Raw genomic sequence first — 12,925 nt, forward strand, 5'->3', positions numbered from 1 at the left:
CCCTTGCCTTCGGCTATATCCTTCCCACTACCGGGCGGATTCGGGACTTTAACCCTTTAGAAACGTGCGCCGCTAGGCGCACATCAAAAAAGCACGCAGGAAATCCTGCGTGCTGAAATTTTATTTTAAAATTAAGCCAAAGCAGCTTTTACAGCTTCTGCAAGTGTTGCAAATCCTTCTGCATCATTTACAGCCATCTCTGCAAGCATCTTTCTGTTCATCTCGATGTTAGCTACTTTTAAGCCATGCATGAACTTGCTGTATGACAGTCCGTTCATTCTTGCTGCAGCATTGATACGAGCAATCCAAAGCTGACGCATCTGACGTTTGCGCTGTTTTCTTCCTGCGTATGAAGATGTAAGAGCTCTCATTACAGACTGTTTTGCAACTCTGTACTGTTTAGAACGTGCTCCTCTGTATCCTTTTGCTAATTTTAAAGTTCTGTTATGTCTTTTTTTAGCGTTTAATCCGCCTTTAATTCTTGCCATGTCTTATTCTTCCTCCTTCACAAATTGAACCTTATCTTAGAGATATGGTAATACCTTCTTCATGTTCTTTACATTAGTAGCATCAGCAATTGTTGCTTTTCTAAGATTTCTTTTTCTCTTTGTAGATTTCTTAGTTAAGATATGGCTCTTGTAAGCTTTATTTCTTTTTAATTTTCCTGTACCTGTCTTTTTGAAGCGCTTTGCAGCTGCTCTATTAGTTTTAATTTTTGGCATGATATGCTCCTCCTTCAACTTGTATTGTATTTTTAACGTTTTTCAGTTAAAACCATGCTCATGCTTCTGCCTTCCATCTTAGCCGGCTTTTCAATGACTGCGATGTCACCAAGCATCTGGGCAAAATCATCCAGAATGTGTTTGCTCTGCTGAACATGTGCCATCTCACGGCCTCTAAAACGCAGTGTAACCTTTACTTTGTTACCTTTACTGATGAACTTCTTAGCATTATTCACTTTGGTATTAAGATCATTCGTCTCAATATTTGGTGAAAGACGCACTTCTTTTACTTCAACGGTCTTCTGTTTCTTTTTAGCCTCTTTTTCCTTTCTTGCAAGTTCATATCTGTACTTACCGTAATCAATAATCTTGCAAACAGGTGGCTGAGCCTTTGGAGCAATCTTCACAAGATCCAGATCTGTTTCCTGAGCAAGCTTCATAGCTTCCTTCGGACTCATGATACCTAACTGATCTCCGTTTTCTCCAATCACTCGAATTTCTTTGTCTCTAATCTGCCCGTTAATCATTAAATCGCTAATTGTCGTGCACCTCCATCATAAAATAAAAATAAGTGAATAGTTCGAGACTATCCACTTGCATATCTGTATCATAAGATCTATAATCAAATCTGTATATACTCAATATCAAACCATTAGTCACCCGATTGTGCTAAGGTGAGAGTGGATACTCTACTTTCTTTTTTGCCTTACGCAACATATAATTTATCACATTATTTTTCTTATGTCAACTGTTTTTTCTCTTTTTTTCATCCTTTTTTGATTCCTGATAATTCAGCCTTTATTCCACGATCCAGCTTTCCAGATTCTGTGCCCCGGCATACTCTTCCAGATATTTTCTGCCATATTCCAATGCTTTTTCAAGACCATCATTTCCTGAAAATGAATAGATCAATGTCAATACTTCTGTCACATCCTCCGTAATCATTGCACGCTCTGAATCACTGGTTGAACTTCCGATGGCTCCGTCTTTGTCTGCGAGCACCGGAAGCGCCTCGATCTTGATCTCATCTTTTCCGATTCCCTTATAAGTCTCTCCTTTCTGTCCGATCCGGAATACCAGTTCTTCTGAGATCTGAGATACGTCATAAGATCCTACCGAAAATCCCGATTCGATGGAAATCAGGTTATTGACATCCACAACGGTATTAACTTCATATAGTCCCTTTCCCTGTCCGATCCGGCGGATCAGTGCCTCGGAAGACACACGGTATCTGCTCGGATCCTTTCCGAATGCTTTGTATGCTGCCCTGGATTCTTTCACGTTTGGGATTTCATTGATCCCGTTATCAAAAATAGCATCTCTCGTCTTTTTGAAAATGTCTTTCTTCAGATATTTCCACAGTTCTTCGTTCTTCTTTTCCACTTTCACCCGGTACTGCAGGCATCCCACTCTGGTATCCGGCCAGATTTCTTTCATCGTTTTATCAATTATCAGATGTTTCATATATATCGCTCTCCTGTATTATAAAGTGTCGGATCATCGTTCAGGCGAACCGTAAGAAATGTGCTTTGAGAATTTCCCGCATAAATACAAAAAAAGATGACAATCTGCCCGTAAGCTTCTTGTCATCTTTGACTCTTCTTTATGCTGCTTTTGATCTATTTCACAGTATATTAAGCATGCTTTTCTAGGCGAAAAGACTTGTTGCTCCATATATTGCTACTACTGCAACGATTCCCCATCCGATGATACTTAACATACTCTACACCTCCTCAGGATGATTTATTTCTCTCTTTCTGATTTCAGTATAGAGCATAATTATACATTTGTTAAATGAAGCTTTTGTATGTTACTATTAGTATTCTTAATGTTTCTATGTATCTATCTGTGGTCTGCCATGCATACAATGGCGATCATTCCAGCGCCTGTATGACCTCCGATCACAGGACCGAGATTGTTCATCATGACATTGGTCACACCCATTTTCTTACGGACGAGTTCTGCGACATAAGCTGCATCTTCCGGACAATTGCCATGCGGGATCATCACCATATCCGGCATCTTTCCCTCGCATGCTTCAACCGCCATATCCACGATCTTATTCATGCCTTTCTTTCTGCCCCGCTCTTTCCTGATGATCTGAAGCTTTCCTTCATTATCCAGACAAATGATCGGCTTGATCTGTACCATCGTTCCGATCACTGCTGCTGTCTTCGAGATACGTCCGCCTTTCTGCAGATGATTCAGATCCTCTACCATAAAGAAATGGCAGATTTTCAATTTATTTTCTTCCACCCACTGCGCAACTTCTTCCAGACTCCTGCCTTCTTTCTGAAGTTCCAGTGCCTTATAATCAAGCAGGCCTTCTCCCATGCTTGCGCAAAGTGTATCGATCACAACAATCTTTCTCTCCGGATATTTTTCACGCAGTTCCTCTGCAGCTATACACATACTGTTATATGTACCACTAAGTCCTGATGTAAAGCTCAGATGCAAAATATCTTTTCCTTTTTTCAGGATCGGTTCCAGGATATCTATTGCAGTCTGCGGACTTGGCTGTGAAGTCACTGCCATCTCTCCGTTCTCTAACATACCATAGAATTCTTCTGCTGTCAGATCATACATATCACGGTAAGTCTTTCCACCGATCGTACAGTTCAGCGGGACTACCGGTATCTCTCTTTCCCACACCCATTCTTTTGGCAGATCAGATGTACTGTTGATCGTTATTACATATTCACTCATATCGGAAACCTCCTCATCCTCATCCTCATCCTCAAGTCCTTTTCATCTTACCATTGTCTTACATATTACGCAAAACTTTTTTCACAGTAATGATAAATACTGCGCTGGTTGTCAGGACCGATATCACATCTGCTATCGGTTCTGCGCGGTAGATTCCCATCACGCCCATAAATTTTGGCAGAATAACCGCAAGTGGAATCAGCAGAATAATCTTCCTTAAAAGCGCAATGAATAACGATACCTTTGCCTGTCCGAGCGAAATGAATGATGTCTGGCATGCGCACTGGATTCCGAAGATGGATATTCCAAGGAAATATACCGGCATAACCTTACACGTCAGTTCCAGAAGTCCTTTATTATCCGTAAACAGCCCTGTGTATATCTGCGGTGCAAAAATTGCCACACCTGCAAGCAGCAGTGTTCCTGTCAGACAGACCAGGATCATTCTTTTCATCGTTGCTTTCACACGTTCCTTATTTCCAGCACCATAATTATAGCTGATGATCGGCTGTATCCCCTGTGTGATCCCCTGCACCGGAATCGTGATCATCTGCATGACACTCATAAGGATCGACATGGATCCTACATACAGATCACCGCCATATCTCTGCAGCCCCGTATTCAGTGTGATCGTTACCAGGCTTTCCGTACTCTGCATAATAAATGGTGAGATTCCAAGTCCTGCGATCATCTTGATCACATCTTTTTTCAAATGCATATTTTTCAATGTAAGACGCATCACGCTTTTTTCCGAAACCAGGAAATGTACCACCCATATTGCACTGACCGCCTGTGACAGGACCGTTGCAACAGCCGCTCCGCGCACACCCATATGCAGTACAAAGATGAACAGCGGATCCAGGCAGATATTTAATACTGCCCCGATCAGAACGGATAACATTGCAATCTTTGCCTCACCCTGTCCGCTGATGTAAGCATTCAGTCCAAGTGCCAGCTGTACGAAGATGGTTCCGATCAGATAGATTGATATGTAATCTCTCGCATAGACAATCGTTGCATCACTGGCTCCAAACGCATACAGGACCGGTGTCTTGAATATCGAAAAGAATGCTGTCAGGATTACAGAAAATAGTACCAGAAGCCCCGCAGAATTTCCAAGGATCTGTTCCGCCCTCTGTCTGTTCTGTTTTCCCAGTTGAATGGAAGCAAGCGGTGCTCCGCCCATTCCCGCAAACGCACTGAATGCCGAGATCATCGTCAGGATTGGAAATGTAACCCCGACACCGGTCAGTGCTGCATTTCCGTATCCCGGAATATGACCTATATACATTCTGTCTACTATATTATAAAGCACATTGATAAGCTGTGCCGCCACAGAAGGAAGTGCCAGAGAAAACATCAGTTTTCCCAGCGGTGCACTTCCGAGTCTTTCATCTCTGTGATTCATTTCTATCTCTGCCTTTCTTTTGTATACTTATTATTCCATTTTCCTGTAATGGTCGTTTTTCACACACGGTTATTTCAGGCTTACATGAAGATAGCTTCTTCCGGAAAGTGTTTTATTAAAGCAGATACTGCACACCACCAGAACACATCCCATTACAAATCCCCACCCGTTGAATAATGCCGTCAGTATCAGCAGAGCCAGACGCATGAACTTCAGCGCATAGCCAAGTTCAAAATTCGGCTGTGTATAATTTGCAACTGCAACAAACGCCATATAGAGCATGACTTCGCTGTTAAACCATCCCGATTCCACTGAAAATTCTCCCATGACAAGACCAGCGATCACACTGAGCGGTGTACTTAGCATACTCGGAGTATTCAAGGCCGCCAGGCGCAGGCCGTCAATTGCCACTTCCAGCATCAGAAGCTGATAGATCAACGGAATATTCACCGTATCCTTCACCGCTACAAATGCAAATACTTTCGGCAGCCAGTTCGGATTCTGCATAAAAAGCAGAAAGACCGGCGTCAGGAATATCGTCATCAGATTGATCAGTGTTCTGGATATCTTCAGATAGACACTGGTCAATGTCGGGAAGTAATAGTCATTTGCCTCTTCGATCATATCAAAGACCGATGTCGGAAGTATCATCGCAGACGGTGAATTATCTACCAGGATCACCACTTTCCCTTCCAGCAGACATGCCGATGCCGTATCCGGCCGTTCGGTGAATTTAAACTTCGGAAACGGATTATACCACTTCCGCTTAAACAGGCATTCCGCCAGGCTCTGCTGATTCATCCGCAGATCATCTGTATCTATGCTCTGGATCTTGTCACGCACATTTTTCAGCAATGTCTTATCTGCCCGGTCACCCATATAGCAGAGTGCCACATCTGTCCTGGAACTGTCCCCTACCTCCATCATCTCCATGATCAGTGCCGGATGCCGGATTCTTCTTCTCATCATTGCCGTGTTATATACGATTGTCTCCACAAAACCATCTCTGGATCCCCGAAGTGACTTGTCTTTATCCGGCTCTTCTACATTTCTTGCCGGATACGTCCTGCAGTCGATCACAATACATGCCCGGTATCCGTCAATAAATACGCATGTTTCCCCCGACAGCAGACTTTTCAATATCTGATCAAAATCAAACATGACATCTACTCCAACGTACGGAATACATGCATTCGCGAACTTCCATATATCCTCCGGCATGTCTTCTTCTTTCACTTTCAGAAGTGCATCCATGATCTTCAGCATTGTCTCTTCACTTGTAAAACCATTTACATAATAAAAAGAAGAAACCCTCCCGCCGATCAGCAGATCCCTCTGGATGAGGTCAAAGCTTTCCCGGATCGGGAGTGTTGCGTTCATATATGCTACATTTTCTTCTCTTGTCTTAAAAACCGGGATTTCCTGACGCGTCATCTTCTTACCACCTCTTACATACATAGACTGTATGTTCCAGTATGTCCCGTTTTTTTCATTCTTATACAAAAATGGAATGCTTCTCTTTCCGGTTATTTCGTCGTGCTGCCAAATCCGCCGTTACGGACTTCTTCCACATCATCATCAACCGTAATCCCATATTCCATGAAAATCCCCTGCATAAATCCTGTTCCTGCCTGGATTTCCACTATTTTTCCTTCTTTTGTGTCATTCGTGATCTTGGCAAAAATGTGTCCTTCATTGTCTGAATTATAATAATCACTGTCGATGATCCCTACTGTATTATTCAACTGCAGGCGGAATTTGAATCCAAGTCCGCTTCTCGGATAACACTGAAGTACCCAGTTTTCTTCCATCTTCGCACGAATTCCTGTTGGAATCTTCGCTGTCTCTCCCGGCTTTAATGTGATTGCCCGCGGCGCATAAAAATCGTATCCAGCCGATCCTTTTGTCGCACGTTTTGGAAGTTTCAATGCATCATAGATACTGCGGATGACTTCATCGGAGTCCTGTCCGATGGCATCCAGATACCCTTCTTTAAACTGTTCAAAACTTACTTTTTCAAATTTTGCGATTCTCTTTGCCATGTATATATCCTCTTTTCTGTTATTTATTCTATACTTCTTAAACTACAAAAACACAGCCTATAAAGCTGTGCTTTTGTTCCGGCATATCCAGTATAACATCTTTTAGTTGCCGCACTCAATACTGATTTCATTAAATAATGTCAGGATATCGTCTACCGACATCCTATCTTTTTCTTCTCCCTTTTTATCCAGGATCGTATTTCCCTGATGCATCATCACCAGGCGGTTACCATATTCGATTGCATATCTCAAATTGTGTGTGACCATGATCGTTGTAAGATTCTTCTCTTTTACGATCTTATCTGTCAGTTTCATGATCAGTTCTGCCGTCTTCGGATCCAGTGCTGCTGTATGTTCATCCAGGATCAGAAACTCGATCGGTGTCATGGTAGACATCAGAAGTGCCATTGCCTGACGCTGCCCGCCGGACAATGCGCCGACTTTTACATCCATCTTATCTTCCAGTCCCAGTCCAAGCTGGCTTAACTGCTCCCGGTAATAATCTATCCTTGCTTTGTTCGTTCCTCTGGAAAGACCGAATACCTTTCCTTTATTGTCTGCCAGAGACATATTTTCCAAAATCGTCATTGTTGGACATGTTCCCATTGCCGGGTTCTGATAGACACGGCCGATTCTTTGGTTTCTCTTATATTCTTTCTGTTTTGTGATATCGGATCCATTGATCAGGATCTGTCCACCCTCCACCGGGATACTTCCGCAGATAATATTCAACATGGAAGTCTTTCCGGAACCATTACTTCCCACGACAGAGACGAATTCTCCTTTGTCAATCGTCAGGTTGAAGTCCTGAAATAAGCACATCTCATTCACGGTACCCGGATTGTAATATTTATGAATTCCTTTTAACTCAAGCATTGGTGTTCACCTTCTTCTTTCTGTCCATACTGATGATAAGCACAACCAGGAACAGGACTGCCGTTACCAGTTTCATGGCCTGCGGATCGAAATTGCGTAGTGCAACGGCAACGCATGCTTTATAAATAACCGATCCGATCAGGACTGCTGTCGTTGTGTGCAGCAGTGTCATCTTACGGAAAATACTGGTTCCGATAATTACACTTGCCAGTCCTATGACCATAGCTCCGGTTCCCATAGAAATTTCAAATACTCTCTCTTCCTGTGCAAATATACATCCGGCCAATGCTACCAGACCATTTGAAATTGCAAGTCCGAGGATCTTGATATTGCCCTTGTCTTTTGCGAGAGATACAACCAGTACATCATTATCCCCAACGGCTCTTAACAGGAATCCGGACTTCGTATTCAGATAAAGATCAAGCAATACTTTACAGATCAATGCAAGCACCAGAACGATGATCAATGTCGCATATGGTGCAAGTACATCCGGAATGATCTTCTCCATCAGATCATTGTTAAAAATAGTCTTCTGTGAGAATAATGGCACATTCGCCGTTCCTGCTATATACAGATTGATCGTCCACAATGCCGTCATCATTATGATTCCCGAAAGAAGATCTCTGACTTTACACTTCACGTGGATCAGTCCGGTACAGATTCCCGCAACTGCTCCGGCCAGAAATGAAAGAACCAGCGTGATGTATGGATTCATTCCTCTTGTAAGGAGGGCAGCTGTGATCGCTGCCCCCAGAGGAAAACTTCCATCCACCGTAAGATCGGGAAAGTCTAATATTTTATATGTGATATAAATTCCCAATGCCAGGATTCCATAGATCAGCCCCTGTTCTAATATCGATGTAATGAAACTCATGAAAAATGCCTCCCAATCCACTAATTCCCGTCCCCAAAGCTTTCTACTGCGCTATTTGCAAGATCTTCCGGTACTGTGATTCCAAGATCCTCTGCTACTTTGTTATTTACATAGAATCCAGGTTCTGTGATAGTTTCAAAATTCTGCTCAGAAGCTTTTGCTTCGCCTTTTAATACTTTCGCCGCCATCTTACCAGTCTGCTTTCCAAGTGCAATATAATCAATTCCTTCTGCTGCAAGGCATCCGATCTTCACCTGCTCGATCTCACTTCCGAATACCGGGATCTTCTTTTCATTTGCTTTATCCAGGATAGTTGGAAGTGATGCTACAACTGTGTTATCAGTCAGATTGGTAATACAGTCTACTTTGCTTAACAGATCATCCGCTGCAAGAGATACATCCGCTGTTGTTGTGATTCCCTTTTCTACCAGTTCGAAATCATATTTCTTAACCAGACTCTTGTATTCTTTGATCGCCGATACAGAATTTGCTTCGCTTGTAGTATACATGATGCCAATCTTCTTAGCATCCGGAAGCATCTCACGAATCATTTTAAGCTGTTCTTCAACCGGAAGTTTATCTGATGTTCCGGTCACTTCTCCTACCGGTTTTCCATCTTTGTCTGCGAGTTCTGCTGCTACAGGATCTGTAACTGCAGTGTAAATGACCGGAATGTCAGCTTTCATTGCTGCGTTATATGCACTCTGTGCACTTGGTGTTGCGATCGCACATACCAGGTCTACTTTATCAGATACCAGACTGTCGGAAATCTGTTTTGCAGTTCCCATATCCGCTGCCGCATTTTTGTATTTTACGGTCAGGTTATCACCTTCTTTGATTCCTTCTGCTTCCAGTCCTTTTAAGAAACCTTCCCTGCAGTTATCAAGAGAACCATGCTCTGCAAACTGTTCAATTCCGATGGTATAAGATTCTTTCTTATCACTTCCGGAATCGGATGAACTGCCACATCCTGCTGCCATTGCTGTTACCATTGCCGCTGTTAATAATACTGTTACCATTTTCTTTTTCATAATTTTTTTCTCCTCTTTTTCTGTATAAAATATTATTGTTGTCCACAGATCCCAATTGCCAGTTCTCTGTAGTTGTTAGGAGAGAAAATCTTTCACCGATTACCGTCTGCCATACCATCTTAGACAAAAAGAAAACCGCCCCAAACCTTAAGGTTTGAGACGGTAATAATATCTATTATTATCGCGGTACCACTCAAATTGACGAATCGTCCACTTTCTCATGTACTAACATACACTCCTGATTGATAACGGGTTCGGTTCCCGACAAGCCATACTCTCTCAAACAATTGATAAATACAAGTTCTTGATTTCAGACTGCCCTCAAAAGTCCATTCACTTATCAATTTCATACAGCAATCTCACCACCTGCTGCTCTCTTGGATGTCATCGTATAAGCTACTCCTCTTTTTCAACGGTTTGCTTTGTTATGGTTATACTTTACTGTATCAAAGTTGTTTTGTCAAGAAGTTTTTTACTTTTTTTCAATCACGCCCTATTTCCAGGTAAAATCCGGTGTCCCCTCAAGGTCATACGGCGTAGCCTGATAGACGTAATAATTTATTCTGGTGTGGTATTTCTATAATTCAAGAATCCCCATTTATCACGCTTTATCGGTCTTTTTGTCTCCACGGATTTTATCATACCACCAATTTGTCTCCAGTAACTATGAATTTTACAGCTAAACCACCAATTCAAACAACGTTGCTTCTGTCTTTTCTATTATAATCCCAGTTCTTTTATAAGCTCTTCCTGTGAGCAAGATGGCTGATAATCCTCATCTCCCGATTTATATGCATTTAATGCCCAGATTTCTTCCTGATCAGGAGCAACTTTTTCTGCATTCGATAACGCAAATGTTCCACGTATTAAATCCCAAACTTTCTCTGCATCTTCTTCACTCATAATTGTAACTGCACCTAAAATTCTTTCTTTAACAGTAGACATATTAATCACACTCCTTTATATATTTGTCCACGATTTCCAATATCGATAATATCAATAATTACACCATTTACATCAAACAATACCCTAAAATTTCCAACACGAAGACGGTACCCTTCAACACCTTGCAATTTTTTTATATCTCCCTCTAACGGCAATTTACTTATAGCCGTTACAATTCTCTTTTGCGTTGGCTTATCTTGTTTCTTTAAAAATTTAACTGCTTTCTTAGAATAGATGATTTCAAACAATATTTAACACCTTCTTTCCATTTAAAGCCTATCTTTTTAATGTATCAATAGTATACCATATTTCCAATTGAAAATGCTTTTATTCTTTCTTAAAATCAGAAAAAGAACCTTCTGGTAAAAACTCAAAAGATCCTCTTTACTTAAACAATTTTGTATATTCTGTTTGCGTATCTGCGATATGATAAATGTATACCGTATTTTTTATCACTCTATAGATTGATACATGCTTTCCAATTATGACCATCCTGTATCCTTGTTCATTCAGCCATTCATCAGGTGTTCTTGAACCGGAATCCGGGAACTCTTCCAATCTTTCTATTCCGTCCAGAATATGATCACTCACCTTAATAGCTGTTTGGACATCAAAATTAATCACATACCAGTCTTCAATGGTCTTTAAATCTTCCCACGCCGATGGAAGAATCTCTACCTTATACTTCATTTACTCTTTCTCTCAATCTTCTTCTTGCCTCTGAAACACTAACAGTTTCCTGACCTTCAATCCGTTCTTGCTCTGCTTTAAGAACTCTTTCTCTTAATTTTAGTGTCTGCTCTCTCTTCTCGAAAGCTTCTATATTCATAACTACCAAATCACCATCACCATTCTTGGTTATATAAATTGGCTCTTTTGTTTCTTTTGCAAGATTCGATATTCCGGCATAATCGTTTCTTAGTGCTGTTGATGCTTTTATAATCATCATATCACCTCCATTTATTATGATATAATTTTACTATAATTATGATAGATTGTAAAGACTGTAGCTTCGCCAATCATTGGATTATACTACCAATGTATTGCCCGGAAATGTAATGACATCATTTTGCTTTTCCTTTTTATATCTGGAATCAATAAGTTTCTCTCCTGACTGTGATATTTTTTCTAATTCGTCATCCAACTTTTCCATTTCACTTGAAAGATGCTTTGGCATTACAGCCGTATATAAATCCATTGTCATTTGTAATGTCGCATGTCCCAGATATTTCTGAACTGTCTTAGGCTGAATTCCTGCTTCAAAGCATCTGGTTGCAAATGTATGTCTGAAGCAATGACAAGAGAAGTCCTCCATCTCTTCTATGTAATATCGTGTTTCGTTTATCGTAAGCACAATTTTATGAATCGCATCTATTATAATCTGAGAATTCAACGGTGTATTAAATTTCGTTGTAAATAATAGATTTTGAAATTCTTCTTTCGGTTTCTTTGATACCGGAGCCTTTGATTCTATTACTTTCTTCTGTGCATATTGTTTCTTTAACGCCAGTTCACATTGCTTATTGATAGGAATCTCCCTGACACTCGTTCTGGTTTTGGGTGTTTCCATATGAAATGTTTTTCCCAGATCGCCCTCGTACTTTATGTATACTAGAGTCTTGGTAACACTGATGATTCTTCTTTCAAGGTCAATATCGTCCCATGTCAACGCTGCAATCTCCCCCAGTCTCATTCCTGTTGTTACCGCAACATTGAAGAAATTATCGTAAAAAGTACCTTTACTACATTCAAAGAAATCGTACTGTTCTTCTACCGATAGTACTCTGGGTTCTTTTTTCTCATCACGTTTCACACTGATCCCTTTCGCCGGATTCTTCCTTACGAATTCGTTTACCATAGCTTTATCAAACATATCAACCAACAGAATCTTAGTTTGATTCTGCATTTCGTATCCCAGATCATTATCTTTCATATTTTTTATTAATTCTTTGATCTGATATTGCTGTATCTCTGATAAATAGTATCTTCCCAACACCGGAGAAATATGCTTCTGATATGTATCTCGGTATCTCACTCGACTACTTTCTTTGATGGTTCCGATTTTGTACAATAGCATCCACTTGTCGTACCATTGATCCAGTGTTATTTTTTCCCTAATATTAATTTCTTTGTCGTTCTCATACAGTGCCTCGTTGTAGTCTCGCTTCACCTTTCTCAGATCGTTTCCCGATATAGATCTTCGTTTCCCAAATCTGTCCACATATCGTGCTTCGTATCTGCCGTTCCTCTTCTGAATAATCCCATGTCCAAGTTCTTTTCCGTTTAAATCTTTTCCCATGTTTATTGCCTCCTTAACTTTG

16 protein-coding genes and 1 other annotated feature are annotated in these 12,925 nt (G+C 41.0%); all 16 genes read right to left on the minus strand.

Annotated features, from left to right (window positions below; translation table 11 throughout):
- Positions 1–131 precede the first annotated feature (131 nt).
- Positions 132–488 carry a 50S ribosomal protein L20 gene (gene rplT, locus OCV72_RS11950; RefSeq protein WP_055284091.1) on the minus strand — a complete coding sequence of 119 codons (357 nt, stop codon included), beginning with the start codon at positions 486–488 and terminating at the stop codon, positions 132–134.
- 36 nt (positions 489–524) lie between these two features.
- Positions 525–722: a 50S ribosomal protein L35 gene (rpmI, locus tag OCV72_RS11955; protein WP_006427930.1), complete on the minus strand. Its 198-nt coding sequence runs from the start codon at positions 720–722 to the stop codon at positions 525–527.
- A 32-nt stretch (positions 723–754) separates the two neighbouring features.
- Positions 755–1,249: a translation initiation factor IF-3 gene (infC, locus tag OCV72_RS11960; protein ID WP_055284092.1), complete on the minus strand. Its 495-nt coding sequence runs from the start codon at positions 1,247–1,249 to the stop codon at positions 755–757.
- A 271-nt stretch (positions 1,250–1,520) separates the two neighbouring features.
- Entirely contained in the window at positions 1,521–2,186 is a 666-nt protein-coding gene (locus OCV72_RS11965) for a B3/B4 domain-containing protein (RefSeq protein WP_055284093.1), read from the minus strand.
- 378 nt (positions 2,187–2,564) lie between these two features.
- Positions 2,565–3,428, minus strand: coding sequence for a DegV family protein (locus OCV72_RS11970; protein ID WP_028085974.1), 864 nt, complete (start codon positions 3,426–3,428; stop codon positions 2,565–2,567).
- 58 nt (positions 3,429–3,486) lie between these two features.
- On the minus strand, positions 3,487–4,836 hold the full coding sequence (locus tag OCV72_RS11975; protein ID WP_172677224.1) for an MATE family efflux transporter: 1,350 nt from the start codon (positions 4,834–4,836) through the stop codon (positions 3,487–3,489).
- Between the two features lie 69 nt (positions 4,837–4,905).
- Positions 4,906–6,270, minus strand: coding sequence for a spore germination protein (locus OCV72_RS11980; RefSeq protein WP_055284151.1), 1,365 nt, complete (start codon positions 6,268–6,270; stop codon positions 4,906–4,908).
- A 92-nt stretch (positions 6,271–6,362) separates the two neighbouring features.
- Positions 6,363–6,878, minus strand: coding sequence for a dCTP deaminase/dUTPase family protein (locus OCV72_RS11985; protein ID WP_055284095.1), 516 nt, complete (start codon positions 6,876–6,878; stop codon positions 6,363–6,365).
- 102 nt (positions 6,879–6,980) lie between these two features.
- Positions 6,981–7,754, minus strand: coding sequence for an ABC transporter ATP-binding protein (locus tag OCV72_RS11990; RefSeq protein ID WP_055284096.1), 774 nt, complete (start codon positions 7,752–7,754; stop codon positions 6,981–6,983).
- A complete protein-coding gene (locus tag OCV72_RS11995) occupies positions 7,747–8,628 on the minus strand; it encodes an ABC transporter permease (protein WP_055284097.1) in 882 nt (293 codons plus the stop codon). The genes OCV72_RS11990 and OCV72_RS11995 overlap by 8 nt, the downstream gene beginning before the upstream one ends.
- 20 nt (positions 8,629–8,648) lie before the next feature.
- Positions 8,649–9,659: an ABC transporter substrate-binding protein gene (locus OCV72_RS12000; RefSeq protein WP_055284098.1), complete on the minus strand. Its 1,011-nt coding sequence runs from the start codon at positions 9,657–9,659 to the stop codon at positions 8,649–8,651.
- 152 nt (positions 9,660–9,811) lie between these two features.
- Positions 9,812–10,081, minus strand: a binding site (T-box leader).
- 298 nt (positions 10,082–10,379) lie between these two features.
- The gene (locus OCV72_RS12005; protein WP_028085981.1) at positions 10,380–10,604 is read right to left on the minus strand and encodes a hypothetical protein; all 225 of its coding nucleotides are present in this window, start codon (positions 10,602–10,604) and stop codon (positions 10,380–10,382) included.
- Positions 10,605–10,609: 5 nt separating this feature from the next.
- The gene (locus OCV72_RS12010) at positions 10,610–10,852 is read right to left on the minus strand and encodes a type II toxin-antitoxin system RelE family toxin (protein ID WP_028085982.1); all 243 of its coding nucleotides are present in this window, start codon (positions 10,850–10,852) and stop codon (positions 10,610–10,612) included.
- Between the two features lie 136 nt (positions 10,853–10,988).
- Positions 10,989–11,294 (minus strand): type II toxin-antitoxin system RelE/ParE family toxin, encoded by a 306-nt coding sequence (locus tag OCV72_RS12015; protein WP_055284099.1) that lies wholly within the window; start codon positions 11,292–11,294, stop codon positions 10,989–10,991.
- On the minus strand, positions 11,284–11,550 hold the full coding sequence (locus tag OCV72_RS12020; protein ID WP_055284100.1) for a type II toxin-antitoxin system prevent-host-death family antitoxin: 267 nt from the start codon (positions 11,548–11,550) through the stop codon (positions 11,284–11,286). The genes OCV72_RS12015 and OCV72_RS12020 overlap by 11 nt, the downstream gene beginning before the upstream one ends.
- Before the next feature lie 81 nt (positions 11,551–11,631).
- A complete protein-coding gene (locus OCV72_RS12025; RefSeq protein WP_055284101.1) occupies positions 11,632–12,903 on the minus strand; it encodes a tyrosine-type recombinase/integrase in 1,272 nt (423 codons plus the stop codon).
- Positions 12,904–12,925 lie beyond the last annotated feature (22 nt).

Source organism: Dorea amylophila (assembly GCF_025567265.1).
GTDB classification, from domain to species: domain Bacteria; phylum Bacillota; class Clostridia; order Lachnospirales; family Lachnospiraceae; genus Dorea_A; species Dorea_A amylophila.